Origin of the sequence: Nonomuraea cypriaca (assembly GCF_015645445.1) — a bacterium.
Taxonomy (GTDB): Bacteria; Actinomycetota; Actinomycetes; order Streptosporangiales; family Streptosporangiaceae; genus Nonomuraea; species Nonomuraea cypriaca.
The window spans coordinates 1-25,676 of the sequence record NZ_JADOGI010000021.1 but is presented as its reverse complement, the minus strand read 5'-3'; the positions used below and the strand labels follow the sequence as shown (position 1 = coordinate 25,676).

Sequence of the window (25,676 nt, the reverse complement as noted above, 5' to 3'; positions counted from 1 at the left end):
ATCCCACGAGGCCTGCGCCATCGCCCACGGTGGCAGGAAAGCTTGCGCTCAGGATGCCGGCCCGCCGTAGCACCAGCATCTGCCACGGCCCTGTTGCCTCACGCTGGTAGCCAAGTCCGCGGGAGCGCATGGCAGCCGATACGGCTCCAACGCCGGCCGAAACACCCTGCACTGATGTTCGATCCGCGGTCGCCGTCGCCGGCCGCGACCACCATGTGCCTGGCGCGGATGAGCGCGTGCCCGACGCGTGAACCGCCTCGCGGCACGGGTGACGACGACCGCATGATCCCGCCATCGGCGCAGCGTGCCATGGCCCACCGCACCGGTTCCACGGTGAGCGAAGTCGCCGCGAGTCACGTCGCTTCCTGGCTGCACGAGGAAGAGGCGGACCACGAGGCCGGCCCGCAGGTGGAGACCGAAAGAGGTGCGGCGATCGAGCTCGCCGTCCAACTGGTGCTCGAACGTCTGCCGCCCTCGGAACGGGCCGCTTATGTGCTGCGCGAGGGCTTCGAGTACCCGTACCGGCAGATCGCGGAGACCCTTCAGATCGGCACGGCGAATGCGAGGCAACTCGTGAAGCGCGCACGTGCGCGTATCACTGCCACTCGCCGTTATTCGTTCAGCTCGCTCGCCCGCAGCCGTCTCCTGCGGGCGTTCGCGCTGGCCTCCCGCAGCGGCGAGCTGACCTGCCTGGAGAATCTGCTCGCCGCCGACCTCAAGCGAGCCGGCTGAGGGTGCCATCCCAATCATCAACCGACTGCTGAGGCAGGCGGATCCGGCATGCTCTGCTTCGGTGCGGGCTCCCGGCTCGGGACGCGAGCCCGGCCGCAATAGGCACGGATGAGGGCGATCACCGTGTCGGCGGTGCGGTCGACGTAACTGCGACCGTCAGGCATCTTCGCGTCCGGGCTGATGTAGCTGTTCCGGCCGATGTGGGTGGCCGGATCCAGGAAGTGTGCGGTGATCTTGCTGGCGCGGCGGGCCCGGTTCCATCCGCTGCGGCGGAACAGCCGCCAGCGCTGGGGGAAGATCCAGGTGCCGACCCGCTCGATCCAGTCGCTCTCGCTGGTGAGCCGATACAGGTGATCGGCGTGGGTGAGATCGTTGGCGCCGTTGTGGAACCCGCCGAGGGTGATCAGCAGGAGCTGGGCACGCAACTGGGCGTGCAGTTCTTCCACCGCGCCGGTGGCGACCTGGGCGCCACCGCTGTAGCTGAGCAGCACCACGGGGATGCCACTGTCGGGCTGGTAACCGGCCAGGCGGAGCTGGCCGGCGATCTGGGTGCCCACGGCGCGGTTGTACAGGGGACGGTACCGGTGGTCGGCGGCGACGAAGATCTGCATGACGTTGTGCAGGAACAGCAGGATCCCGATGTGATGGCGGAGCCACTCCCACACCGGGCGGTCGACGAGCGGGTCGGCCAGGGGGGAGTAGGGCTGAACCTGGCCCAGCACCCGCAGCTCCGGCGCGCCGGCGATCACGGCCTTGACCAGCTGGCCCCCGTCGCGGGTGTCGCGGAAGCGACGTTTCCCGATGCCGTCCAGATAGACCAGGTAGGCCTCCGGCGGACGGTCGGGGTCCGCACCCCGAGCGTAGGGCACGTCCTGCGGGAGCTCGGTGGTAGGAGTCCGCCAGCCGGCGGTGTAGGCCATCACCTCGTAGCGGGCGAGCAGAGCTTCGGTGAGCAGGACCGGGCCAAGCAGCACCAGGACAAGGAACAGGAGCTCGGTCATGTGAGCAGCTCCTGCGACCTGGTGGCGATGACCTTCGCGACCACGCGCCGTACGGCATCGACGGCGGCGGCAAGCCCCACTCCAGCGATGGCCACGCAGCCCGCGGCAGCCCACCAGCCCAGCCCCGTCGTCGCGGCGAGCGGGGCGATGAGGCCGGCCCCGACTCCCACGAGGAGCAGCAGGTGCAGCAGGGGCCCGAGCAGCGGGAACGCGATGATGGCGGCGAGAACCAGCGGGGCGAGCAGGCCGGGCGTCCAGGTCAACGCGGCGGCGCCTGGCGGTGGAGCGGACAGCATCAGCTCGGCCAGGGTCACTGCGGTCAGTGGCCACAGCGCGATCACGGTACCTTCGACCACGGCACCGGCCAGCAGGAACAAGATCGCATGGGGCCGCGACACGCCGGGCCGGCGAGCTACCAGGGGCAGGACCCGGCCCGCGGACTCAGACAGCCCGGCGAGCAGCAGCAGGACGACAACGAGGGGTGACATCGCTCAGCGCTCCTGTGGCGAGTCTGCCGGGGCCGGCCGGCTGACCCGGCCGGCCCGGTGCAGGTAGCGCTCGAGTTCGTCGGCGACGCGCTGATAGCCGCCGGCCTCGCGCTGTGCGACCTGCAAGCCGTCCGCCGCGGCCCGGAAGCGTGGCTCGTCGAGCAGGCGCTTGGCGAGGGCGTGCACGAGTTCCGCGCCGGTGTCCCTGGTACTGATCGCCAGGCCGACGCCGAGCTCGACAACCCGGCGGGCCACCAGCGGCTGGTCTGCGCCCTGGGGGATCACCAGCATCGGGACCCCGGCGTACATGGCCTCGTTGGCGCTGTTCATCCCCCCGTGGGTGACGAACAGCGCGGCACGGGCCAGCACCTCTGGTTGCGGCACGAAGCGGTGGGCGATCACGTTGTCCGGCAGCGGATCCAGCGCGGCCGGATCGGTCTCCCCGGTGGCGATGACCACGGTGCCGCCCAGCGGTGACAGCGCGGCGGCGAAGGTACGCAGCACCTGCGGGCCGGCGTTGAACACCGTGCCCAGCGATGCGTACAGCACCGGGGCCCGCAGCCGATCGACCGGGAACGACGGGTCGGCCGGGCGCGCGCCCAGGCTGGGGCCGACGAACTGGAACGACTCGTCGAAGGCGCCGGCGCCGGGCTGGAAATCGCGCGAGGTGAACACCAGGTTGAGCGGCTGGCGTACGTTCAGGAGGTCGAGCGGCGGCAACCCACGGATGTCGTAGCGGCGGCGCAACCTCCGCCGCGCCCGCACATAGTCCAGGACAGTGCGAGGCCGGCCTGCCGCCGCGGCCAGCAGCTTCCACGAGGCGCCTGTGGGGCTTGGCACATAGCGGTTGTAGGCGAACGTGGTGAACAACGATGCCGCCGGCACGCCGAGTTCGCGGGCGGCGACCGCGGCCCACAGGCAGGCCGAGCCGTGGACGATCAGGTCGGGCCGGATGTCACGCAGTTCAGAAAGCACACCGGGCAGCAGGTCGACGGCGGTGCGCGTGAGCCCCTCGATCATCGTGACCGGCATCGGCGGATCGGCGAGCGGCCGGTCAGCCTCGGGGTAGAGGCACACGGTCGCACCGGCGGCCTCGATCTCCTTCGAGAACGCGGGTGCGATGTGGTACGTGACGGAGTGGCCACGACGAACCAGCTCGGCCACGACCGGCAGCGTCGGATTGACATGCCCGTGCATCGGGATGTTGAGGAACGCGATGGTACTCATCGGCCGGCCCCCGCTACTGAAGCGGCCGGGGCGGCCTCCCGGTACAAGCCGGGCCCGTTGACGCGCAGCCCGTCGAGAAAGCGGCCCGCCGTGTGGGCTGCGGTGGCGATCAGCCGCTGGGAGTGCCGGAAGTCCCACGGGGCGGGCCAGGTCTCGATGCCGGTCGGTACCACGACGGTCGGAATCTGGCTGGACACGTCGTGCAAGTCACGCTCGATCTGCTGGTGGAACAGCAGCAGCCCTGCCCTGGCGACCACCGCGGCGGCCCGCCGGGGCGGGACGGTCGGACACAGCGGCGAGCCTTCCGGCCCGACCGACAGCACCACCACGCTGGCCGCCCCCGCCTGCTGGGCCGCCCGTACCGGGACATAAGCGGCCACCCCGCCGTCGACGAGCGTCCGGCCGTCCCGATCCACCGGGGGCAGGACGCCCGGAATGGCCGCGCTGGCCAGCAGCGCCGACTCCAGGTCGCCGCGGTCGAGCAGCACCTCGGCGCCGGTGACCAGATCCGTGGCCACCGCAGTGAAGGGAATCTCCAGCTGTTCGATCCGCGACGGCAGCTCGGCCCGGGTGATCAGCCTGCGCAGGCCGCGATCGGCGAATACGCTGGACCGCGAGACCAGGAAGCCGAGCGGATACACCTCATGGCGACGCAGCCGGGTCCACACGCGATCCAGCCATGGTGCGGCCTGGCCGGGGTGGGCGGCCACGATCGCTCCGTTGAGGGCACCCACCGAGGTTCCGATGATCAGGTCCGGGACGAATCCTCGCTGCTCCAACGCGTACCCGACGCCAACCTGCGCGGCCCCGAGCACTCCCCCGCCCCCGACCACCGCCGCCACGGGACGGGGCAGGGCGTCCAGGCCCACCGGCGTCGGGACCTCGTCCGGCCGGCTCGGTGGCGAGAAACGTGTCCCCTCGTCGCCCGTCATGGCGTGACGCCTCCCATAACCGCGACCGTCCAGCCAGTAGCCGTTCAAAACCGACGAGGCCGATCTCCGGCGATGTGTCACCCTCATGGTCCGCCCTTCTCACCACCGCGCCGAATCGGATGCGTGCTTCACCTAAGACCAGGCGGCCACCGAATGTGTGACACCATCGGCCGGCTCAAAAGGCGGCCGAGCGCTCGGCGCTGTCCATGCGCACTCAGGTAGGCAGGGCCCTTCCGCCGCACCTGTCACACCTTGCCCTGCTGTCCGGTCCTTAGGGGGTAACCACTGACACAACGGCAAGGAGTAGTCATGGATCCCCGCTCGATTGGTGCCTCACGCTCGAATCCTGAAGCGATGGGAGGCTGACATGCGCCGCGGTGATTTCCCTGCCCCGGAGACCGGGCTACTGCTCACACACTTCCTCACCGTCGCCGAACCGCGGATCCGAACTTCGCTGCTACGTGCGCGACCCGGACGGTTACCTCATCGAGGTCGGACAAGCCACCACAGTGCTGGAACGCTGACCCGCCGGCAAGCTCGAGGACATCAACAGAGCCGGCCACGACCTCGAAGGCCCGTGATCAGCCATGGGTATCCAGCCCGTTGCTATCGAGCGCTGCTCGGATCTGGCTGAGCCACTCTGTGCCCAGCCGGCGCCCGTTTGGGAATTGGTCGCCTCGATCCCAGCGCCACGTTGTGACCATCGCCAGCACGAGGATCCGGCACTCGCGTAGCAAGTCTTGATTGACACCTCGATAGTGCTCGCTGACTTCTTCGGGCGCATGGGCGAGGTCGAATTCGACAGGCCCACGGCAGCACGTCTCGAGGTCTATGAACAGCGGCCCGTTCTTCGTGGTGAGCACGTTGCCTGGGTGCGGCTCGCCGTGCAGTAGCTGCTCGGCGCCGCCGCGATCGCCGATCACTCGTCTCAGGCTTCGTAACGTGTTGCCGAGGAGCTCCCGGTCCGCGTCGGCGAGCGCCGGAGTGTGGTCGCGGCTTGCCACGAGTTGTTGGGCCTGCTCGACTCGGTCCGTGAAGTGCGGCGAAGGGACATCGAGCTTGCGCATGCCGGCATGCAGCCGCTCGAGCGCATTGGCGTAGTCGGCTGGTGAGACCTCTCGAGGTGTCGCAGGTTCGTAGTAGGTCCACAGCGTGACCACGAAGCCATCACGCTCGTAGACGCGTGGCTCCACTCGAGGCTCGAGAGCAGCCACAGGGCTCTCGGATTCGGCGAGCCGTTGAGCAAGCTCGATTTCGAACTGTGCGACCTGATGCGCTACAGGTGCCACCCGGGCCAGGACGTCACAAGGCAGCAGACGCAGAGTGAGCTTGTTCGAGTCATGAAGAACGATCGCGTCGTCGACTGTCAGGCCAAGTGATGAGGCGGTCGACATGGCCGCAGCCGCTGCACGCGGGAACTCTGACGCCTGCATCGTGGCCTGGCCCCTCTCCCTTGAGCAACTGCCGTACTGTCCAAGCGGTGCGACCTGGGCACCATACCAAGGTGTCGACAGAGAGCCGCGGTCCTGCACGGCTGGAAATGTCAGTTCATGATCGTAGGCTTGCCGGCCATGACCGATCCTCGCACTGTGTCGTTCGATCTCGGCGTTCACTATGGGCAGGCGTACCTCGTCGACGACACCGACGACGCCATGGGCCCGGAGGGAATACCCGACGATCATTCTGTGCATCCTGCCGGGATCATACGGGTGGATGACGGCGGCGCTTTCCTGATCACGGGCCTGCACACTGGAGCGGTCGGTTTCTCGGTGACCGTGGCCGACCACGACCCGGGGGCGGACACCGACGGGTACGAGGACATCGTGGAGATCAGCTTCAAGTCCGAGGCCGGACAGCTGTCCCTGTACGAGTGGGGCGGCGGAGACGTCCATGAACTCCCCACGCTGCCAACGGGACCGGGCTGGTACCGACTGCGCTACCACGCTCAGAACATGGGCGAGGCCGCGGAGGTGGGCACCTCCGACGAGGTCATCGACCGCTATCTCCTGCAGATCTGGCCTCAGGACGAGTCGACACCACGCGCGGTCAAGAGCACGAGCGGACAGCTCGCTTACTGGCGTAGGCCGCGCTGAAACCCAAGAGGCCTCCGCTGCCCAACGGTGAATCACCTGCTCCGGTTCGTCCGTGCAAGCCCTCCTTGCCAGATGAGATGACCTCTTTATGGCCGGCGAACAGCCCCGACCCGGCGACGCGCACACCATGCCCACGCTGAGCATCTCGTCTACCACTTACGGGCCAGGCATCCGCCGCGGCGAGCATCCCGGAGTCGGAGTGCCCCCGCGCGTCATCCGCGGCGGTGTGCCATCACTATCGCCGTCACCGCAAAGATCAGCAGGAAGGCGCCGCCCAGGAGAAGGAGGGCGAAACCGATCAGCAGGTTCCAGTTCCCCAACTCGCTGAGAACCGGGAGGGTTGGATTCACGTAGAACAGGACGATCCACAAGATGCCGATGATCCACGAGGCAGCCATCGCGACGATCGGCCACCACGGTGTCCGCGGCGCGACGTCGGGCGTTCCTTGATGAGGCTGGGGATTTGACACCGGCTTCACTCCTCAGACGACACCAATGGAACAATACACCGGGGCCCTGCCACGAGAGGCGGGAAACGTCGCCAGGTGAAGGAGTCCTCTACCCCGGATGCTCTCGCTGTACGAGATCGAAAGAGCCCTCCGGGATCAAGCGAAGGGCACTCCCCTGGGAGCCGACGAGGGGAATCGAACCCCTGACCTTATGTATACGAGATAAAGGAGCCGCTGATGATCACCGACCCAATGATCACCCGGATCGGCGAGGGGGTGGAGCTGCACCACCACCGAGGTCAGCGTGAGGCCGCTCACGACCTGTTCGCACAGATCTGGGACGACATCGGCGGCGAGCAAGGCGACCCGCTGCACATTTGCGTCCTTGCCCACGCGATGGCCGACGTGCAAGACGACGTGCACCAAGAGCTGATTTGGGACCTGCGCGCGCTTGCCGCCGCCGACCTGATCACCGATGAGCGGGTGGCGGAAGCTGGGGTGACGCTCTCGGTGGCTGGTTTGTACCCGTCGTTGCACCTCAACTTGACCGAGTGCTATCGCAAGCTGGGCGATCTCGGCCGCGCCCGTGAGCACCTCCAGCAGGCGCAGGCCACGATCGGCGCGCTTGGCGACGACGAGTATGGGCAACTCATCAAGGGTGGCCTGGAGCGGCTGACCGAACAGCTGAGATGAGGGCCTCTACCGGAAAATGGCCACTCTGAATCTTCCGATCCGTGGCTGGCCGCCGCCGACACGCGCAATCACCCGACTGTCACGCGCCAGGAGCCCGGTATGCCACCTCCATCCGCGCGGCATCGTCGATCTCCTCTGGCGTCAGCAGGACAGCCGTCTTCGTTCGTACCGCCCCAGACGCCGATATTGTGAGACCCACAGCGGCCGAAGCCGCATTGCTCGGAAGGTCGACGATCACATACGTGTCCGTCTCGCCGAACGTGAAATACATCTGCTCGACCCGGCCGCCGACGCTTTCCGCCATGCGCTCCACCGCTTGCCGGCGTCCGGTGCCGCCATCTTGCAACACTCCTTTGAGGCCATCTGCGGTGTAGGTCGCCTGAATCAGATACTTGGGCATGGTCGAGTCCCTCTTCTCGCGCCGCCATCCTGCGCTGGGGCGGCCATCGCGGTCACGGGGTCGAAGTTCTCGGCTTTGGGTGACGGTAATCCCACCCGCTGTACTGGTTTTCCCCTGCCGCAGTCTTACGCTGCGAAGCCTGCAGCGGTTTTACAGCGCGTGACCGTTCCGGGTTCCACTAAGCTCCTGACCTGCGCCGACGCCCACCCGCTCGGCCTGGGCCGACAAGATCATTGCACGCATATTGCACGGCTCGGAATCGATCGGTTCCAGCGCGTAGAATCAGACGCATGACGGCTGCCGCCTCTGAAGAGTACGAGGACCTGCATCGGCTGGTCGACCAGCTCACCGGAGAGCAGCTCCAGGAGATCCGCGCACACACGCTGCGGCTGGTCCACTCCTCCGGGCACGCCGAGAGCGAACCATGGCCTCCGGCGTTCTTCGGCTCCGTCCATGCCGGCCGCTCGGACGTGGCCGCCCGTACCGAGGAAATTCTTGCCGAGGGCTTCGGGCGCGAGGAGTGATCGTCGTCGACACCGGCCCGCTCGTGGCCGCCGCGCTCGCTGACGATGCCCATCACGAACGCTGTGTCCGCGAGTTCCAACGCCTCCACGACGCGCGTAACGAGCTCCTCGTCCCCAGCCTCGTCACAGCCGAAGTGTGCTACATGATTTCTCGATTCGGCGGCGCTGCGCCGGAGGCTGCGTTTCTCCGCGCTCTTGAGTCGGACGTCTTCACGCTTGTCGAGCTGACCAAGCGTGACCTCTCCAGAGCTGCCTCGCTGGTCGAGCAGTATGCGGACTTCCCACTTGGCGCAGTCGATGCGTCAGTCGTCGCCATAGCCGAGCGCCTGAAGGTCAACGAGGTGTTCACGCTCGACGTACGCCATTTCACGGCGGTCCGGCCAGCGCACGTCGGCGCCTCCACCCTGCTCCCCGCATAGCCCCCATCCATCGGTGCGGCACCACACCAAGCCCCACCAGGCTCATGCGTGCGCTCCTGTAGACGAGGGCGTAATCCTGAATCGGCCCGCTGACAGGCCTACGGCTACGGGTAATGCGCGTGGAAGGACGGAGAGACGACCGCCATCCGGTGAGCCGGTGCTGAGGAACGAAGCAGCGGATCGTCGATCGCCCCCGACCAACGACGGAGGTCGGCCCACACGTGGCGATCGTAGGGCTGTATCCGTGCGGCGGCGTGGAAGCGGCCTCGCTCGACCTAGCGGCTCTGGAGGAGGCCAAGATGGCGCGGCTCGCTCTGCACGCCCTGACCCTGTGCCTCGACGGGAAGGCGGCGGCCTCAACGACGATCGCCCGAAAGCGCGCCGTCTTCCATGCGCTTTTGGAGTACGCGGTGGAGTTGGAGGAGCTTTCGGCAAATCCGCTGCACAAGGTCAAGTGGAAGCCGCCCAAGACGACCGAGACCGTGGACCCTCGCGTCGTGGTGAATCCTCGCCAGGCGCAAGAGCTGCTGACAGCGGTGACCTACATAGGACGGCGCGGCAGAGGCCGGCGGCTGATGGCTCTCTTTGCCTGCATGTACTACGCCGCCCTGCGCCCGGCCGAAGCGGTCGGACTTCGCATCCAGGACGCCAACTACCTGTATCGGGCTGGGGACGGCTCACAATCGACGTATCCCGCCCTGAGGTCAACACCCAGTGGACCGACAGCGGCAACGCCCACGAGGAACGTGGGCTGAAGCACCGGGGCAAACAAGACGTCCGGCCGGTGCCCATCCCACCAGAGCTGGTCAAGATCCTCCGGGAGCACATCGCCGAGTACGGCACCGCCAAGGACGGCCGTATCTTCTCCAGCGAACGAGGCGGTGTCGTGGCATCCACCGCCTACACCGAGGTCGGCAGGACTCCCGCCTCCTGGCCTTCACCCCCGCCCAGGTCGCCTCTCCGCTCGCCAAGCGCCCATACGATCTCCGGCACGCGGCTGTCTCGCTCTGGCTGAACGCAGGCGTCTCAGCCCCGGATGTGGCCGAACGAGCGGGCCACGGCGTCGATGTCCTCCTGAGGGTCTACGCCAAGTGCATCGACGGCCAGAAGGAGATCGCCAACCAGCGGATCGGCGATGCGCTTGCGGCGTGAAAGAAAGCCAATCCAGAGGGCCCCGGCAGCGTAGCGGGGCCCCTCTCATTCCAGGACCTCAGGCTGGAGACGACTTGAACCTGCGGCCCCTTGCCCCCCAGTCAAGTGCGCAACCAAGCTGCGCTACGTCCGAGCGGTGTCGGCCAGACACCTGCGAAGCAGGACGTCATAACCCTAGCGCGCCCGCTAAAGAACCGCGCTCACATCGACAAACCAGGGTCCGACCTGCGGAAACGCACTCAAGATCATTGCACGTCATATTGGTGGCCCTGCGACAACGGGCCGCTCTCGGCGGCATCCGGCTGCACACCCCTGAAACGCAGAAGAGGCCCCGGAGAGCCTCTGAGCTGCGCTAAATGCGTGTGGCAGGTGCAAGGTTCGAACTTGCGTAGGCTGAGCCGACGGTTTTACAGGGCGTGACCGTTCTCTCGGGCTGCTCGCTCATGACCTGCGACAACGGCGGTCACGGGAGAACGCCCGCCGAAGATCATTCCGTGCATACTCCGCGAGGTGTCCTCTGCGGACCTTCTGTTTGCAAGGTCCCCAAACGATCTTCGTGAGCGTTCGTAGTCGTCCGCAACCTCATCTGCTGGCATCCTCGCCGTTCGTCTCCGTCCCCCGCCGTTCATGATCGTCCGTTCGGATGGCTCCCAAGGTGGCTCCCAAAAATCGCCCCGCGACCTTTGCTTACTTCTACGCCCCAGCCCGCCTCGACCACCAGCCGGGAGCAATTGTCAATACCTGTGGATCGGGTGGGTGGTCAGTCTCGGTAGCGGGGGTATCCGCCGAGGTCGGGTAGTTCGTCTTCGTAGTCGCAGGCAGCGACTGCGTCATGGCCTGCCTGCCACGCCTGGGTGAGGATCTTGGAGACCGTGTCGATGACCTGGTGGCTGGGGGCGTTCCCGCTTTCGATATCTATCTTGATCGGCCAGGTGGGGAAGTCGGCTCCATCATGAGTGCGGTTGTCGTTGCGCCGGACCTCGATCTCTATGGTGCCGACGCGCAGCAGGCAACCATCGCGTGTCGCGCCGGTGGCTCGGGCGGTCAGCTCGATCGCGGCCTCTTGGCTGGCGCCGCGTAGGAAGAGCCCGCAGTAGTCGTAGCGGCCGGGAGCGGTCATGCGGCGTCTTTCTCCTCGTGACGTTCCAGCAGCACACCGCGTTCGCGGTAGCGACGCCTGGCGAAGCGCCTAACGATCGGCTGGTTCATGGGCGCTCATCGCATGAGTCCACGTTCCACAGCGCAGGCAGGTCGTTCTCGCAGAAGACGCAGACGAAGTAGTTCTCTCGCACGATGTTGTGCTCCTGGCAGGTTAGGCATCGCCGGAACACCACCTCAGATGTGAAGCCGGGCGGATGCCCCAGGCCAGCCCGGTCCAGGGCTTCGGCGACCGCCGGCCACGAACTGGTGTCCGGGCAGTATCCAGTCGAGTGGTTGCTGACACCGAGCACCGCCCAGCGGCCTGTCTCGCGGCTGAAAGCGATCTCACCGGCGCTCAGCACCCGTCCGCCGCCAGCACATGTGACATGCTCGCTACGGCGGGGCGCCAGGCGCAGGACCCCGTCCATGTCAACCACGAAGGTGAACGGCTCGGCGAGTTCCGCCCCCGAGCGCTCCGCGACCCAGCGGTCGAAGTCCGCCCTCAACCTGATGGGGTGGCCTTCATTGCCGGAGCGGACCGCAGCCTTCACGTCGGCCGGTCCCACGTACCCATAGCTCCGCCGCCGATCCTGCACGCGAGCCAATCTAGTGCTGGTGGAGCCTAAGAGATTCGAACTCCTGACATCCTGCTTGCCCATCGGTCTGATCTTCGAGGACAGCGGCCTCGACCTGCGCAGCACATGATCCGCGAGTGACCGTGATTGACCGCTGGCAGCCGCCCTTAATAGCACGCTAATGGCACGACGATCACGGCCTTGAGCTGTGGGATCGGCTTGGCTCCGACGGCATGCACTGGGAAAGAGAGAGACTATGAGCAGCCTTCTTCGCTCACTCACGGACGAGGTAAGACCCGACTACAGACTCTTCGCCATCGCGAGCGTTGTCGACGGCCAATTAGTGGGCTCGGCAGTCGAAGGGGAGATGGAGCCACCGGACGGCAGGATCGCAGCAGGTCACGACGGGCTGATCATCCAGACGGCATACTCCGATGGGTATGTGCATACGGTCCACAACCGGTTCGAGCGGTGGGACGGGCCGCCACCTGTGGATGACTGGGAAGGGCTGTGGGCTGGCCAGCTCTCACTGAGATCCGGGCTGATCGGTGTCGTAGCCTGGGCGACTGGCTATTCGCACGACATGGAGTTCGACCTGGGGAAAGCTGATAACACCTGGTCCACACGGGTATCCACCAAGATCCTTCGGACCGAACAGGAGCCCGGCTTCCCCCACGCTTTCGCCCGGATCGAGCTATACAAGATCCAGTTTTGGATCTAAGCGCTTACGCACGTGAGACGCTTCGACGGAGTTTGACATCAGAGATCAGCCACGCTCTTCGGTGAGCCAGGGTGAGGAACGAACCCTGGATCGTCGATCGCCCCCAAGCACGTACGGCGTCCAGCCATGCCGTGGCGATCGTAGGGCCGCATCTGCACGGCGGCGCGGCAACCCCGATCGGCGCGTTCGGTTGGTACGGCGGGGCCGGCGCGCGGTGCCCGGCCCGGTGTCCCGCCGCCGTCCGGGACCGGCCCCCAGGCCGCACGCCCGGACGGCGGGCGGGCGGAGGGCCGGGGGTACGGCGGCGCGCCGCGCCGCCGCTTGATCCCCATAAGAACAACTCGGCAGCGAGCAGACAACTGCCGGAACCGTAGCAGACACATAAAGGCGCCGGACGTTCCTAGAAGCGGGTCCCTGTGATAGCGGATTGCTGGCTCAAGTCTGATCGATCATGCTGTAGGCCTAAATCCAGCGCACCTCTCAGTTGTAGATCACTTGATAGTCTCAACGTTACCCCGACCAGGATGTGGCACTCCCCGAAGGAGCGGTCGTTCATACGTGAGCTCGGTAACCCGAATCGAACGGGCAACCTCGCGCTCCAGATCATTACGTACATTGAAGCCGGGAAGACCATTATCGGCCACGATGATCTGACAAGCGGGATAAGCTAATGACAGGAGATGCATCCTATAGTAGAGACGTTTGCCCGCAGCGATATCTTCCTGCGTGTTGCCCAGACTCGTCCGGGGACTGTCGAGTATAAGTGCGCTCGGCATCTTAATCTCTCTGCTACTCAGAGAGTAGCCCAGATTTGACAGATAATAGGCAACGTTAGCTAGCGTTTTTCTTGCACCACTGACGCTTAGCTCTTCAAAGGAGTCGTCGTTTATTAAGGGCAGGTAGGTCTCTGGGTCGATACTGGCTCTTTCGTATCCCGCAAACTGCAGAGCTTCTATCTCCGAATTAAAGATCTCACCAAGTTCACTTAGTCTAATACGACGTGCCTCTAATGCCGATATTAACTCACGATGAAGGCGCCGCTTGGATTCTATTGTGCGCTGCACCTCAGCGATTTCAGCCTCCTGCCGTCCGTACTGGTCCCACAGAGTGTGGAACCGTGCAATGTCCCGGAGCCGTGCACGCGCGAGCTCGCGCTCTGTTGCAGCATCGCTTGCGAGATCGATACTAGGTACGAGCCTCGCAGGATCTGCCTGGCGCTCAAGCTCTGAAGCAGCGTGATTGAGCTCCAACCGTAGCCGATCCAGCTCGCTAGTAATGAGATTCAGCTGCTCACTATCTTGCTTAAGCAAGGCTGCGGCTTCGTCACGCTGCGCAGTTAATCTCTCAACCACCTGCTGATGTTTGGCAGGGTCTGCTGACGTTTGAACTTGTTGGCAGAGCAGACAGTGCCCGACGGGAATCTCACGATCGCCTACAGATTGCAGGCACCGAGGGCACGTTGAGAACTCAAGCCCTGATAATGCCGTAGAGGCAATGTTGGCTTTCATTTCGCGGCTGACGTCAAGGTCGAGTTGAGCTAGCAGAGATTCCCCTCGCCCAACGGCCGCAGCAGTTACGGACCGCGCCGCTTCAGTGTCCGCTGCGGCGACACGAAGGGCAGATATTCGGGATCGTAGACTCTCCTGATCTCCCGGCAGTGCGTCATATGCAAGGGATTTTACTGCTTGGAGACGCTGTTCGGCCTCCGTAAGAGCAGCCCTGGCTTCAAGCTCGGCAGCATGAAGCTCCGACTCCTCTGGAGCTCCTACATCGCCAAGAAACCGCTTTACCGCATTAGCGGATAGGCGCATGTTGTCACGCTTGGTCTCAAGAGAAGAAATCTCAAGCTCGAGTTCTCTAATCTCCTCGCTCGACAAGCCATAAGTAAGCTCGAAGATAGCTTTCCTTTTTCGATTTAGGAATCGATCGGCGTGCCCAGCAACAGACAAGTTGACATCCGATTGAGGCAGATAAACGTACCGATACAAGTCAAAGAAGGTCAGAGGGTCACCCTTCTCCGCTCCCTTCTTGCTGAGGCGCACTGAAGGAATTCCCACCCTTTCAAGTAAGCGGTCGCCTGCCGCTGGCAACTTTCCACCCGTGGCGGTCCACCGCTCTGTTGTGCCGTCTGAATTGGAAACCAGTATGTGATTCTCGCCTGCGTTCCTTTGCAGCTGCATTCGATTCGATCCTAGAGTCACATTAAGGACCACCGATCGCAAACGCTGCTTGACCGTAGGCATGATCTTGACATTCCGCGCACCAAGTGCGAATTTAATCAGCTCGAAGAGGCTGCTCTTGCCTGTGCCATAGCTACCAATTACAGCGTTGAGACCTGATGTGAACGAGTAACTGCTGCTATCCACATCGGTATTCAGATCTATGCTGTGGAACTGCAAGTAGACACTCATGCCTCTGTACTCTCTCCGATAGATCAGATCAAGGTTCGGTGTGGTCGATCGATTACATCCGGCAAGTTGGCATAGATTAGCTCTTTAAGCTGGTTTCCACTCATATCAAAATGCTGTGCTGCGAATCGGCATCTTGCCGCAATCGCCGACCAATTTTCATCATTAGAAAGTCGGGTAGAAAGCTCCACGCCGGCTCTTGTTGACCTGACTGCGATGCGACCTCGGCCAGAAGCTTTCTCAATCAGACCTAGACCTATCAATGTTCCTATTATTGGATAATAGTTATCATCCCACGGGCCGAATTTATACCTCACCATACGACTCTCTACGGCAAGGCGCTCGCTGCGTGTGGGTTTAGCAATGTGGAGATCCAGCCTTTCATCTAGAACCGATAAAAGCTTCTCCAACATAACGGGATAGCGGATCAAGAAGTCCAACTTAGCTAGCTTTGTCAATCCGTCGATGCCCCCGCCTCGCGGCCTTGTGAAGCTAGTGATGAGTATCAGCAACCGCGCCGCATGATAATCCAACGCACTTGATCTGCCTCTATGATCTGAGGTCATAACGAATTATCCTTGCCGTTTGCTGAGTTGAAATCTTCTGGAAGGAGCGCTAGTTGTTCTGGGGGAGCCTGCACCAGCGTCCAAGGAGCCTCTCCACTCGGGTTAAATTCATCGGACCACCAAACCTCACACTCATCGGTCAACTGGTAAGCACATCCCATAAGCTCTGGGGGGCCAACTGGGAGATTGGGTTTGAAACCCGAGTCACTCAGCAACTTGCTGAGTTCGCTATGCATCTTCATGCCATAGGTCTGACCAGGCATTCTCGTAGTACTCTCGGCTATTCCTGCGCGATTCGCAACTTCGGACCTTATTCGTCGCACTTCGTCATTAAATCTTGTGGGCACATCGGCACGGTAGGCTGCTTCCACCTCAAACCAATCGCGGCGAAGACGCGGCGCGCTTTTTGTCACTGTAGGCCCCACGCAACCTGCTCTTAGCTTTCGGCTCATTGCACTTATCGCTAACCTTCCTCCTGTATCGGTATCGCTGGTTATGGGTAGCCCGGCATCGACAAGCGCTCTGATCAAACGGTCGCGGGTTAAAGTTCTATGACCACGCTCTACCTCAAGCAGGTTTTCGCTGCTAGCCCAGATCGGGTTTGGCACTTCCGGATCGAGACCTTGCACAGCGTCTTCTACCAGGGAAAATGCGGCATTATACGCCGCACGCGCTAATGCCGGTTGAATCCCGAGGCGAAGGAGGATTGGTCTAGCGACTTCTTCTATAACGAAAGCTCTCATCCCAATCTCGTCGCCTGATGTGGTCGAGATCTTGAGTGATCGAAGGAACTGAATGACCGATGGTGCATCTTCCGCCCCCAGTCCAGATTGCAGGGCGGAGGCGTAGTGGGCAATCTCATCTTCGAAATTGATATAAGCACTCCCCCGATCCAAGAGCTTCGCAAGAGCTCCTGCTTGATTCTTCCCCGGCTGCAAGGGCGAATTCGTGATTAGACGACACTTGTGCTCACACTCGCTCGCTTTCCAGCGCTTATAGAGCGTTCCAAGGCCGCCGCGACCACAGAGTTCTGACAGCGGCCACGCGCCCTGGTTGGGCCGCCTATGCTTGACGGAAACAAGCCAATGTGGACCGATGCCGTCTGTGCCTGAGCATACGAAGTCTGTATGCCACTCGCAGAGCACCCATGGGATTGGCTCGATCAGCATTCGAAGGCAGTCTTGTACTGTGCATGCATATTGATAGGCAAACCACCGTGCCGTTTCATGGCCGCGGTCCTCTTCAGGCCGTTGGCCCAGGGGCCCCTCAAGGGGAGGCTCAACATCATCCACCTGGGAAACGTAAACCCATAGCTTTGCAGATGTCTAGATCCTAAATGCGACTGGCTTATGTTTTATCCACCGTGAGGGGTTCCGGTCAGCCGCAATCGATAAATATGTAACGTTCACCATTGCTGCTCAAGCCGCAGGTAGGGACTTCACCCCAGCAACCCCAAACCGGGGGCCTACGCGGAGCCAGCGAATCGTCTGATCACCTCGTACGCCGTGGACTCGTCGCGTAAGGCAGCTCAGGTAGCGAGCTTCAAGTTGCACAGGCTTGCGGAACCCTCGAAGCTAATCGAGCAGATCTGGACAACGATTGGCAAGCGCCCGTCTGGCAGTCACAAACCGTGCGTGGAACTCTTCGGCAAGCGGTTCTCGGCGGTAGCGCTGTCGTAGGACGCGATGGAGATCTCCCGCCCGGTTGACCAGGTCGGTGAGAGACCGTCGGTCGATGTCGAATGCGGCCATGCCCTCCTCAACTGCGGCGTCGAGGTCGCCTCGTCGTGCGTGGATGATGCCCAGGTCTATGCGCGCGTCGGCAATGCGCATGGGGGCTTTGGAGGTGCCATCCGAGCGGGTGTGCATCTGGATGGTTTCGCGGGCGTGTTCCTCAGCGCGGTCATCATCGGCGAGCCAGGTGTAGCAAGTGGCGGCGTAGAAGATCCACTTGGCGTGGTCGAAGATGAAGTGGTGATCTGGATGGTCAGGCACAGGCAGGACACCGAGCACTTCGGCTCCGCGGGTCAGGGCGCGGTCGGCCTCCCGGCGGTCGCCGATGCGAGCCAGACCGCGGGCTTCCTGGAGCGTGAGCTGGACCATGGCACTGCTGGTGCCGGCCACGGCCTGGCCCGTGCGGGCGGCGGTGACGACGTCTTCGTAGCGGCCTTCGACGAGGGCGAACCAGGCTGACATTTCGTGTGCCCATCCCATGAGTTCTCCGTGACCTACTTGGCGTCCCATCTCGAAGGCTGCACGACGGGCGGTTTCGGCTTCCTCCCTCTCCCCCAAGTCGTAATGAACACATCCCAGCAAGGCGGTGAGCCAACCGGTGATCACGAGCAGCTCACGATGCTGGTCCAGGGTGAGGCGCCCGGCGAGCAGGTGATTGATCTGGGCCAGGCGCTTCTGCGTGCGATCCCGCAGGGTGCCGGCGGGCACCACCGGGTAGGCGCGGCACAGCAGATTGACGGCTTCGGCGAGAGCCTCCAAGGTGCCCGTTCCGACGTCAGATGCCTGGAGTTGCTGGGCAAGCTCCATCGTCCCGTACAAGTCGGCTTCGGCTCGTAGTGCGTCGGTGGGCATTACCTGGGCTTCAATGAGACGGCTCTCGCTCTGCCTCCCCTGCAAGAACCCGAGCTCTTCCGGTGCCTTCCCGGTCAGTTGGGTCAGGGCCAGCCGATATTCGGTGCGTGGCCACCTGACTTCGCCTGCTTCCCAGCGCCGGATTCGCTCCTCATCGCAGGCCAACCTTTGTGCGACACCGATGGGCGTGGCGTTGATCTTTTCGGCCATCTGCGCGCGGTTGAGCTGCTCCTGGTTGCGCCAGGCGCGAAGGCGCACGTTTGGGATGTAGTCGGGCATCTTCGGGTCTTCCTCCCGGCTGGGGGCTCGAAAGGGGAAATGAGGGGGCCGTTCAGGGGTCCTGCTCAGACGCGGTTGCCGGTGGACTTGTCATCAATCAACCACGGTACGTCACGCGGCCTCCCGCCACAGGGAACGCCGGATGAACGAGGAGATGGCGACGGTGATCCGGCCAGACGAGACAAGCAAGACGTCGCCCTGCCCTGCTTGCCGGGGACGCGGGATCAAGCTGCGACGCGAGTGGGGAGCGGGAGTGTCTCGACTGCCTCGGAGACGGCCGGGCCGAAGGGAGCGGAAGATGAACTCGATCATTCAAGCAGCGGTGAGCGGTTTCTCGCAGGGTCAGGAAGAGGGCGACCTGCTCGTCCGGCTGCGCGACAAGCTCACGAACCTCGGCGTCAACGCCGAGCTGCGGGACAACAACAGTGCGCTCATGGTGCACAAGCCCGTGCCAGGGATGCCGGTGTGGGTGTTCGTCGGGTACGGCGGGGCCTACTACTCCTGGCAGAACGCCGAGAGGCGGCACCCGACCACTGATGTCGAGGGGGCGGCGAACGTCCTGGCTGAGTACATCGCCAGGTGATGACGGGCGCGGCAAGGCGGGCGCGGTCCCTTCCGGAGGGGGTGGGGGCCGTGACCTTGGCTCGTCGCGCCTTCTCCCGGCAGGCAGTTGCAGTTGCAGCCCCCGCGGCAACCTTCCCAGCCCGGTCACTGCGCTGCCTGCCGGATTCCTCGTGCACGGCTCCCGCGAACCGCGTAGACAGCCGGCGACGAGCCGGATACGCTCAAACTTGGTAAAACAACCTGTCGGCTGTTGGACGGTCATGATGTCGCTTGAGTCCGTTCCGCCTAAGTATGCGCAGCTTGTGCAGACTCTCCAAAGGCGCATCGAGGCGGGAGAGTACCTGCCGGGCACACTCCTCCCCAGCGAGAACCAGCTCATCCAGGAGTTCAGCGTCTCTCGTCCCACCGTGGTCGCCGCTCTTCGCGTGCTGCGTGAGCAGGGCTGGATCGAGTCCCAGCAAGGCAAGGGCCGCTTCGTGCGCGGCCGTCCGGCGATGGCCTCGATGGAGCAGAAGCGTCCCGGGCAGGCGTACCTGACCAAGCCGGAGACCGACTCCACGGGCGAGGTCGTCGAAGTGGGCGCGGTCGCCGTGCCGAATCGGGTCGGCGTGTTGCTCGACGTGCAGCCCAAGAGCAAAGCGTTCCTTCGTCGGCGGTTGATGACACGCGAGGGTGAGCCGACCGAGCTGGTGTCGCTTTGGCTGCCTTTGGAACTGTCTGAGGGGACAGATCTGACCAGCGGTGAGCCGTTGCGTCAGGGCTTCCGCGAGCATCTTCAGGCACGCAAGAGCGTCCGCTTCGACCACATCGTGGAGCAGATCACCGCGCGCATGCCCACCGCCCAGGAGGCCAAGCAACTGGGCATGCCCAAGAACACGCCGCTCCTGGCTGTATTCGGAGCTGTCCGGGATGCCTCCGGCCGGCCTCTTGCCGTGGTTGAGGTGCTACTTCCCGCTGATCGCCACGAACTCGAAGACGCCTATCCGATCGCCTGAGTTCTTGCAGCAGGGCTCAGCATCCTGGGACCTCCAGCACCTTTTCGGGTGGGACGGTACAAACCATCGCAGGTTCCGTGTGGACGCTCCTGATGCGGTCCGCATTTTGAGGACTGCCCTGCATCCCGCTCACGAAGGCCAATACAACGATCATGCATAGGGCTGCTCCGACGCCGAAGAGTGCGGCGATGCCGCCTCGGCCTGTTTTCTCCGCGATTATGGCACCTGCGGCGGGCGCGGCGATTCCGATAATCGCGGCGGCAATGGCGTACTCCTCCAGGAGGGAATCCGGTTCCTGATCGGTGAACTGTACGGCGTATCGCAGCCGTAGCAGCTCCTTGAGGGCCAGGCTCAGGAGTGTCGTCGTCCCGACAAGCCACAGAGCGGCGAGCAGGCCGATAACGACCGAAATTCTGGTCTCTCGCTCCGTACGGGTTTCCCCCATTGCTACATCATTGCCCGGTCTGTCTCCAATAGATGGAAGGGCTGGCAATCGTCACCAATGTGCCGCCGACGTGCGACTCTTTGCCAAACAACTTCGCCACAGGCACTTGACCTAGCAAGTTTGAACTGCCTAATCTCAGAGCATCACTTGATAGGTTAAGTGCCTGTCAGCCAAGGGAGGAATAAGCCTTATGGCTCTGCAAGGCCCCATCCCCGTCACCTTCGCCATGGTGTTCCCGCACGGCTGCTACATCGTCGGCGAGGTCGAGCCCGTCAAGGACTTCGACGCCTCGTCCAACGGCCGGTTCGTGCAGGCCCGCGACAAGCAGACCGCAGAGCTGGTCTGGCAGGTCGCGGTCATGGACGGTGACCCGACCCTCAAGCCCGCTCAGAAGACGGTGGCGGTCAAGATCCTCGCGCCGGTCCAGCCGGTTCCGCCGCAGCCGATGCCGGGGCTGCCGTTCACGCCGGTCGAGTTCCACGGCATCACGGTCACACCGTACGTCAACGCGGCAGGCCGTCTCGCCTTCTCGATCAAGGTTCAGGAGATGCACGCTCCCCGCCAGACCGCCCAACCCACTCAGACCGCCTCGACGACCAAGGCCGGAAAGGAAGCCGCCTGATGACCCGTCGCCGTACCCCACGTAACAGCGTGATCCGGTTGACCACCGGGAACGCCGCGCGCACGCTCAACCACCCGTTCACCCGCCGTGAGCCCGTCCTGGCGCTCGACTTCGGCGCCACCTCCGTCCTAGTCACCACGAGCGGACCCGTGACGGTCAAGGACCTGGAGTTCGCGCGCCAGCTCGCCCGCGAGGCTCACCGCTTCGCCCGCTCCATGGAGCGCAGCTTCTACGGCCTGCCCGACGGACGCGGGGTGGCGGCGTGAGCGAGCACCGGCCGTACACCTACGTCACCGTGTCCATGCGACCCGACTCCGACCCGCACGTCGGGGTCTCCTTCCACACGCCGCGCCTCCAGATCCGCGCCGGACTGCTGGTCAGCAATCCGCGCCCGTACTTGGAGTTCGCCTCTCACGAGGCCAGCGTGCACATCTCGACCACCGGGGCGGGGCCGGTCACTGACGCCGACCTGGACATCGCCCGGGAGATCTTCAACGCCGCCGCTCGCTACCTGGCCGACTGCGAACTGCTGCACACCGAAGAGCCGGCCAAGGACGCCACCGACACGGCGGCCTGACCTACGAGGCGGGGCCGCTGGAAGCGGCAACTTCCGGCGGCCCCTCGGTTCTCCCCTGACTCCACATCACGAGAGGTACCCAGCTTATGTTCAAGCGGCTGCCTGGCGATGAGGCGCGCAACCTCGTCTCCACCACGCCCGATACGGCCGTCGTCTTCTGACCGGCCGTGCTCAAGACACCCGCCATCATCACCTTCCTCGTCTACGGCTGGCGCTTCCTGTCAGCCCTCATCCGCACCACCTGGCGGCATCCGGTCGCGGTCGCCGTCCCGGTCGCCCTGGGAGTCGTGTGGACCTGGTACGGCTGGCCTGCCGCAGTGTCCACGCTCGGCTTCGTCGTCCTGTCCCTGCTCGCCTGGGCTTTCACCGAGCCCGACTCCTTCTCCCGCCTCATCGGCTTCCGGCTGCTGTCCTGGTGGCGGCTGATGTCGGTCTACCGGCGTCACTGGCACGGCGTCATGGACGTCTCCGGCCTGGCCAAGCGCGTCAACGGACGCGTCTACATGCCCCGTCTGGTCCGCATCACCTGCGACGGCTGGGCCGACCGCATCACCATCCGGATGCTCGGCGGCCAGGCGGTCAAGGACTGGTCCGACCGCATCGACAACCTCGCCCAAGGCTTCGGCGCCACCTCCTGCCGAATCGCGCTCATCAAGGGCGGCCGACTGTTGCTGACCGTCCCGCGAACCGATCCGCTGGCCGCGCCCATGCCCGCCCTGCCCATCCCGGATGAGCCATCGGTCGGACCAGTCGAGATCGGCAAGCAGGAGGACGGCCGACCACTCCGGCTCAAGGTCCACGGCACCCACGTCCTGATCGCGGGCGCAACCGGGGCCGGCAAGGGCTCGTTCCTGTGGGACACCATCCGCGGCTTGCTCCCCGCGATGCGGGCGGGCCTGGCCGAAGTCTGGGCGCTGGATCCCAAGCTGATGGAGCTGTCCTTCGGACGCGAGCTATTCGAGAGCCGTTACGCCGCCGATCCCGCCGACTGTGCCGACCTGCTCGACGAGGCCGTCTCCGTCATGCAGAAGCGCGCGACTCGCTTCGCCGGTCTCCAGCGCTCCCACATCCCAACGATCGAGGACCCGTTCGTCTTGGTGCTCGTCGACGAGGTGGCGTTCCTGACCGCCTACCAGCCCGACCGGCAACTCCGGCAGCGCATCTCCGCTGCCCTGGCCACGCTCGCCACCCAAGGCCGATCGGTCGGCGTCGGCGTCATGGCCGCTCTCCAGGACCCGCGCAAGGAGGTCATGAACATCCGCAACCTGTTCCCCGACAAGATCGCGCTCCGGCTGGATGAGTCCGAGCAGGTGGACATGGTCCTCGGCGACGGCGCACGCGACCGGGGCGCTCTGGCCGATCACATCTCACCCGTCCCGGAGCTGGGTGCAGGCGTCGCGTACATGCGGCTGGAGAGCTCACCCGAACCGATCCGGGTCCGCGCCGCCTATGTCTCCGACGCCGACATCCGCGCCATGGTCGCCTACTACGGGCAGGCCGCATGACTCACCTGCTCCACGGCCTGCGCTGCGCCACCTGCCTCGCCCTGAACGTCCTCTGGCTCGATCCCGTCCGCGCCCTGGTCGAGTGCTCCGAGTGCGGCCAGACCGCGCTCATCGTCACCGACGCCGACGAAGGGAGGACCGCATGACCCATCCGCACGACCGCGCCCTCCCCCGGGCCGTCCGACAGGCCATGCCGATGGCCCGCGACGTGCTCGTAGAGGTCGCCAAGCTCCACGGCGTCTGCATCCGTCCCATCCCACTCAAGCGGCTCGACATCGTCACCGGCACGTCCGAGATCATCGACGTCCCGTGCGGGGCCACCCTCGACAGCAAGTGCCCGCCGTGCGCCAAGCGCAACAAGCAACTGCGCAAGGCCCAGTGCCGCGAGGGCTGGCATCTGGACGCCGAACCCGCCATCACACCCGACGAGGCCAACGAGGAACAGCGCTGGCTGGTGGAGTTCCGCGCCGACTACCAAGCCCAGCGCGAGGCCGCCGAAAAGGCCGGCGACGACACCACCGAACTCGACGCGATCATCACCGGCCTGGACGAGGAGATCAACGCCGCAGGCATGCGCGGCAACGTCCTGGGCCGTACCACCGCCAAGCGCTCCCGCTCCACCAAGCGGCGACAGGACGCGCCCGACCTGCCCAAGCGCAAGATGACCCACACCACCCTTGGACGCACCTTCCACGGCACCGACGGCAAGACCTACCGGCCGTCCCTGTTCGTCACGCTCACCTTGCCCTCGTACGGCAAGGTTCGCGACGGCGCACCCATCGACCCCGACGCCTACGACTACCGCCGCGCCGCACGGGACGCGCTGCACTTCTCCAAGCTCGTCGATCGCTTCGTGCAGAACCTACGCCGCGTCGCGGGCTATGACGTGCAGTACTTCGCCGCTGTGGAGCCTCAGAAGCGGCTCGCCCCGCACCTGCACATGGCCATCCGTGGAACGCTCCCACGAGCCGAGATCAAGCAGATCGCCGCCGCCACCTACCACCAGGTCTGGTGGCCCCAAGCTGACGAAGTGCTCTTCGAGGGCGATCACATGCCCGTCTGGCAGGACGGCACCGGCTACCTGAACCCGGCTACCGGTGAAGTTCTGCCCACCTGGGGCGAGGCCCTCGACACACTCGACGAGGACGCCGAACCGCTGCACGTCATCCGCTTCGGCGAACAGGTCGATGTCCAAGGCGTCTTGGCTGGCACCCCAGACGCCGACCAGTGCATCCGCTACCTGTCCAAGTACCTCACCAAGTCCATCGGCGACGCCCTCGACGGCGGCCAGGCTCAGAAACAGCACGCGACCCGCATGCTGGACGCCCTCCGCTACGAACCCTGCTCACCCACCTGCCCAAACTGGCTCCGCTACGGCATCCAGCCCAAGGACGCTAAGCCCGGCATGAAGCCCGGCCGCTGCCGGGGCAAGGCCCACAAGCCCGAACACCTCGGCTACGCCGGACGCCGCATCCTCGTCTCTCGCAAGTGGTCCAACAAGACTCTGGCCGAGCACAAGCAGGACCGCCGCACCTGGGTCCTCGAAGCCCTCGGCCAGGCCGACAAGCCCTCTGACCCACACCGCTACGTCTGGCGCCCCGTACCGGTCGGAGACTCCAACGTGCTACCTCTCGCCGTTCGCCTTCTCCGATCAGTCCATGAACGCCAACGCTGGCGCGCTCACCTCCGCGAACTGGAGGCCAGAGCAGCCGGACAAGAACTTTCGGCAATCGAGGACACGGGGAGGGCCGCATGACCAAGCACGACGAGCTGCTGACCGTCCGCCAGGTCCTCAACGAGCTCGGCGGAGTCTCCCGCCGCACCTTCTACCGCTGGCGCGAGATCGGCAAGGCACCCGACGGCATCCGCCTGCCTAACGGCGAACTGCGCATCTACCGAAGCGAACTCAACGTCTGGCTGGAGTCCTTGCGGGAGGTCGCGTGAACGCCTCTTACGACGTGAAGTTCTGGGACATCCGCCCGAACAAGTCCACCAAGCCCGGCGAGAACCGCAAGACGATCTCCTACACCGTGCGCTGGACCGTAGCGGCACGGGAGAAGTCCAAGACCTTCCGCACATCGGCACAGGCGAAGAACTGGCTCTCAGACCTGCGCCAGACCGCCAAGAAGGGCGAGCTGTTCGACCTGGAAACGGGCCTCCCTCAGTCGATGCTTAAGGCCAAGGAGGCCCGTACCGTCTACGACTTCGTCAGGGCGTACATCGACATGAAGTGGCCGCACGCGGCGGCCAAGACGCGCGACAGCATCTCTGACGGCCTCGCCACGGTCCTACCCGCTCTCACGAAGGACCGTCCCGGCCGTCCGAACGCCGAGATCTTGCGTACGGCTCTGCGTAAGTACGCCCTCCTGCCTGAGGCCAAGCGTCCAGATGTGCCGCTGGTGAGGAGCCCGGCGTTTTCCGGACACGTCCCAAATGAACTATATGGTCGACTCTATCACGCAACCGACTGATTATCGAACCATTCGTCGAGGACTTCGAGCGGGGGTCGATAACCGAGCCCTGAATGAAGTCGCCGCGGATTATAGAAGCCTTCGATGTACTGGATGAGCGCGCGCCGCGCTTC

At 64.4% G+C, this 25,676-nt stretch carries 31 protein-coding genes; 17 read left to right on the top strand and 14 right to left on the bottom strand.

The features are described from left to right. Window positions 1-174: 174 nt before the first annotated feature. On the top strand, window positions 175-732 hold the full coding sequence (locus ITP53_RS09635; protein ID WP_195894981.1) for a sigma factor-like helix-turn-helix DNA-binding protein: 558 nt from the start codon (window positions 175-177) through the stop codon (window positions 730-732). Between the two features lie 17 nt (window positions 733-749). Here the strand turns inward: ITP53_RS09635 and ITP53_RS09630 are convergent, their stop codons facing one another. The 5 genes from ITP53_RS09630 to ITP53_RS09610 all read right to left on the bottom strand — a co-directional run bounded on the left by ITP53_RS09630 (window position 750) and on the right by ITP53_RS09610 (window position 6,062). After that, on the bottom strand, window positions 750-1,733 hold the full coding sequence (locus ITP53_RS09630) for a hypothetical protein (RefSeq protein WP_195894980.1): 984 nt from the start codon (window positions 1,731-1,733) through the stop codon (window positions 750-752). Continuing rightward, window positions 1,730-2,221 carry a hypothetical protein gene (locus ITP53_RS09625; RefSeq protein ID WP_195894979.1) on the bottom strand — a complete coding sequence of 164 codons (492 nt, stop codon included), beginning with the start codon at window positions 2,219-2,221 and terminating at the stop codon, window positions 1,730-1,732. Before ITP53_RS09625 ends, ITP53_RS09630 begins: the two co-directional genes overlap by 4 nt. Window positions 2,222-2,224: 3 nt before the next feature. Further along, on the bottom strand, window positions 2,225-3,448 hold the full coding sequence (locus ITP53_RS09620) for a macrolide family glycosyltransferase (protein WP_195894978.1): 1,224 nt from the start codon (window positions 3,446-3,448) through the stop codon (window positions 2,225-2,227). Continuing rightward, complete coding sequence (locus ITP53_RS09615; protein WP_195894977.1) at window positions 3,445-4,380, bottom strand: patatin-like phospholipase family protein; 936 nt, start codon at window positions 4,378-4,380, stop codon at window positions 3,445-3,447. Before ITP53_RS09615 ends, ITP53_RS09620 begins: the two co-directional genes overlap by 4 nt. Window positions 4,381-4,961: 581 nt before the next feature. Beyond that, the gene (locus ITP53_RS09610; RefSeq protein WP_328814335.1) at window positions 4,962-6,062 is read right to left on the bottom strand and encodes a phosphotransferase enzyme family protein; all 1,101 of its coding nucleotides are present in this window, start codon (window positions 6,060-6,062) and stop codon (window positions 4,962-4,964) included. Window positions 6,063-6,089: 27 nt separating this feature from the next. Here ITP53_RS09610 and ITP53_RS09605 point away from each other — a divergent pair, with 27 nt between their 5' ends. After that, window positions 6,090-6,473 (top strand): hypothetical protein, encoded by a 384-nt coding sequence (locus ITP53_RS09605; protein WP_195894976.1) that lies wholly within the window; start codon window positions 6,090-6,092, stop codon window positions 6,471-6,473. A gap of 212 nt (window positions 6,474-6,685) precedes the next feature. On the opposite strand, the gene ITP53_RS09600 is transcribed toward ITP53_RS09605, so the two are convergent. Next, window positions 6,686-6,943, bottom strand: coding sequence for a cell division protein CrgA (locus ITP53_RS09600; RefSeq protein ID WP_328814333.1), 258 nt, complete (start codon window positions 6,941-6,943; stop codon window positions 6,686-6,688). Between the two features lie 216 nt (window positions 6,944-7,159). Between ITP53_RS09600 and ITP53_RS09595 the strand changes: the two genes are divergently transcribed. After that, window positions 7,160-7,615, top strand: a complete 456-nt coding sequence (locus ITP53_RS09595) for a hypothetical protein (protein ID WP_195894975.1) — start codon at window positions 7,160-7,162, stop codon at window positions 7,613-7,615. Window positions 7,616-7,694: 79 nt separating this feature from the next. Here the strand turns inward: ITP53_RS09595 and ITP53_RS09590 are convergent, their stop codons facing one another. After that, entirely contained in the window at window positions 7,695-8,015 is a 321-nt protein-coding gene (locus ITP53_RS09590) for a GYD domain-containing protein (protein ID WP_195894974.1), read from the bottom strand. A gap of 290 nt (window positions 8,016-8,305) precedes the next feature. On the opposite strand from ITP53_RS09590, the gene ITP53_RS09585 reads away from it, so the two are divergent. From ITP53_RS09585 to ITP53_RS57155, 3 genes are all read left to right on the top strand, one after another. Then, entirely contained in the window at window positions 8,306-8,539 is a 234-nt protein-coding gene (locus ITP53_RS09585) for a hypothetical protein (RefSeq protein WP_195894973.1), read from the top strand. Next, window positions 8,536-8,958 (top strand): type II toxin-antitoxin system VapC family toxin, encoded by a 423-nt coding sequence (locus ITP53_RS09580; protein ID WP_195894972.1) that lies wholly within the window; start codon window positions 8,536-8,538, stop codon window positions 8,956-8,958. Before ITP53_RS09585 ends, ITP53_RS09580 begins: the two co-directional genes overlap by 4 nt. 221 nt (window positions 8,959-9,179) lie before the next feature. Continuing rightward, a complete protein-coding gene (locus ITP53_RS57155) occupies window positions 9,180-9,713 on the top strand; it encodes a hypothetical protein (RefSeq protein ID WP_236050643.1) in 534 nt (177 codons plus the stop codon). Window positions 9,714-10,870: 1,157 nt separating this feature from the next. Here the strand turns inward: ITP53_RS57155 and ITP53_RS09570 are convergent. Further along, a complete protein-coding gene (locus ITP53_RS09570; protein WP_195894971.1) occupies window positions 10,871-11,230 on the bottom strand; it encodes a hypothetical protein in 360 nt (119 codons plus the stop codon). An 85-nt stretch (window positions 11,231-11,315) separates the two neighbouring features. After that, window positions 11,316-11,909 carry a hypothetical protein gene (locus ITP53_RS09565; RefSeq protein WP_236050642.1) on the bottom strand — a complete coding sequence of 198 codons (594 nt, stop codon included), beginning with the start codon at window positions 11,907-11,909 and terminating at the stop codon, window positions 11,316-11,318. Window positions 11,910-12,081: 172 nt separating this feature from the next. Between ITP53_RS09565 and ITP53_RS09560 the strand changes: the two genes are divergently transcribed. Beyond that, a complete protein-coding gene (locus tag ITP53_RS09560) occupies window positions 12,082-12,546 on the top strand; it encodes a hypothetical protein (RefSeq protein ID WP_195894970.1) in 465 nt (154 codons plus the stop codon). 491 nt (window positions 12,547-13,037) lie between these two features. Here ITP53_RS09560 and ITP53_RS09555 read toward each other — a convergent pair whose 3' ends face one another. From ITP53_RS09555 to ITP53_RS09540, 4 genes are all read right to left on the bottom strand, one after another. Continuing rightward, window positions 13,038-14,957 carry an AAA family ATPase gene (locus ITP53_RS09555; protein ID WP_195894969.1) on the bottom strand — a complete coding sequence of 640 codons (1,920 nt, stop codon included), beginning with the start codon at window positions 14,955-14,957 and terminating at the stop codon, window positions 13,038-13,040. A gap of 23 nt (window positions 14,958-14,980) precedes the next feature. After that, window positions 14,981-15,385, bottom strand: coding sequence for a hypothetical protein (locus ITP53_RS09550; protein ID WP_195894968.1), 405 nt, complete (start codon window positions 15,383-15,385; stop codon window positions 14,981-14,983). A 131-nt stretch (window positions 15,386-15,516) separates the two neighbouring features. Continuing rightward, window positions 15,517-16,458, bottom strand: coding sequence for a hypothetical protein (locus ITP53_RS09545; RefSeq protein WP_195894967.1), 942 nt, complete (start codon window positions 16,456-16,458; stop codon window positions 15,517-15,519). Between the two features lie 636 nt (window positions 16,459-17,094). Further along, window positions 17,095-18,384 carry a hypothetical protein gene (locus ITP53_RS09540; protein WP_195894966.1) on the bottom strand — a complete coding sequence of 430 codons (1,290 nt, stop codon included), beginning with the start codon at window positions 18,382-18,384 and terminating at the stop codon, window positions 17,095-17,097. Window positions 18,385-18,682: 298 nt separating this feature from the next. On the opposite strand from ITP53_RS09540, the gene ITP53_RS09535 reads away from it, so the two are divergent. Then, window positions 18,683-18,967, top strand: coding sequence for a hypothetical protein (locus ITP53_RS09535; RefSeq protein WP_195894965.1), 285 nt, complete (start codon window positions 18,683-18,685; stop codon window positions 18,965-18,967). 241 nt (window positions 18,968-19,208) lie between these two features. Then, a complete protein-coding gene (locus ITP53_RS09530) occupies window positions 19,209-19,943 on the top strand; it encodes a GntR family transcriptional regulator (RefSeq protein ID WP_207755727.1) in 735 nt (244 codons plus the stop codon). A gap of 16 nt (window positions 19,944-19,959) precedes the next feature. On the opposite strand, the gene ITP53_RS09525 is transcribed toward ITP53_RS09530, so the two are convergent. Continuing rightward, entirely contained in the window at window positions 19,960-20,388 is a 429-nt protein-coding gene (locus ITP53_RS09525) for a hypothetical protein (protein WP_195894964.1), read from the bottom strand. A gap of 190 nt (window positions 20,389-20,578) precedes the next feature. Here ITP53_RS09525 and ITP53_RS09520 point away from each other — a divergent pair, with 190 nt between their 5' ends. The 8 genes from ITP53_RS09520 (at window position 20,579) to ITP53_RS09485 (ending at window position 25,563) form a co-directional block, all read left to right on the top strand. Further along, window positions 20,579-21,010 carry a plasmid replication, integration and excision activator gene (locus tag ITP53_RS09520; RefSeq protein WP_195894963.1) on the top strand — a complete coding sequence of 144 codons (432 nt, stop codon included), beginning with the start codon at window positions 20,579-20,581 and terminating at the stop codon, window positions 21,008-21,010. Then, on the top strand, window positions 21,010-21,276 hold the full coding sequence (locus ITP53_RS09515) for a hypothetical protein (protein ID WP_195894962.1): 267 nt from the start codon (window positions 21,010-21,012) through the stop codon (window positions 21,274-21,276). Before ITP53_RS09520 ends, ITP53_RS09515 begins: the two co-directional genes overlap by 1 nt. Next, window positions 21,273-21,587 (top strand): hypothetical protein, encoded by a 315-nt coding sequence (locus ITP53_RS09510; RefSeq protein WP_195894961.1) that lies wholly within the window; start codon window positions 21,273-21,275, stop codon window positions 21,585-21,587. Before ITP53_RS09515 ends, ITP53_RS09510 begins: the two co-directional genes overlap by 4 nt. 167 nt (window positions 21,588-21,754) lie before the next feature. Beyond that, complete coding sequence (locus ITP53_RS60170; RefSeq protein WP_328814331.1) at window positions 21,755-23,092, top strand: FtsK/SpoIIIE domain-containing protein; 1,338 nt, start codon at window positions 21,755-21,757, stop codon at window positions 23,090-23,092. Next, entirely contained in the window at window positions 23,089-23,238 is a 150-nt protein-coding gene (locus ITP53_RS09500) for a hypothetical protein (protein WP_195894960.1), read from the top strand. Before ITP53_RS60170 ends, ITP53_RS09500 begins: the two co-directional genes overlap by 4 nt. Continuing rightward, window positions 23,235-24,848: a replication initiator gene (locus tag ITP53_RS09495; protein WP_195894959.1), complete on the top strand. Its 1,614-nt coding sequence runs from the start codon at window positions 23,235-23,237 to the stop codon at window positions 24,846-24,848. The genes ITP53_RS09500 and ITP53_RS09495 overlap by 4 nt, the downstream gene beginning before the upstream one ends. Next, complete coding sequence (locus tag ITP53_RS09490) at window positions 24,845-25,036, top strand: helix-turn-helix transcriptional regulator (protein WP_195894958.1); 192 nt, start codon at window positions 24,845-24,847, stop codon at window positions 25,034-25,036. Before ITP53_RS09495 ends, ITP53_RS09490 begins: the two co-directional genes overlap by 4 nt. Further along, window positions 25,033-25,563 carry a hypothetical protein gene (locus ITP53_RS09485; protein ID WP_195894957.1) on the top strand — a complete coding sequence of 177 codons (531 nt, stop codon included), beginning with the start codon at window positions 25,033-25,035 and terminating at the stop codon, window positions 25,561-25,563. Before ITP53_RS09490 ends, ITP53_RS09485 begins: the two co-directional genes overlap by 4 nt. Window positions 25,564-25,676: the final 113 nt, after the last annotated feature.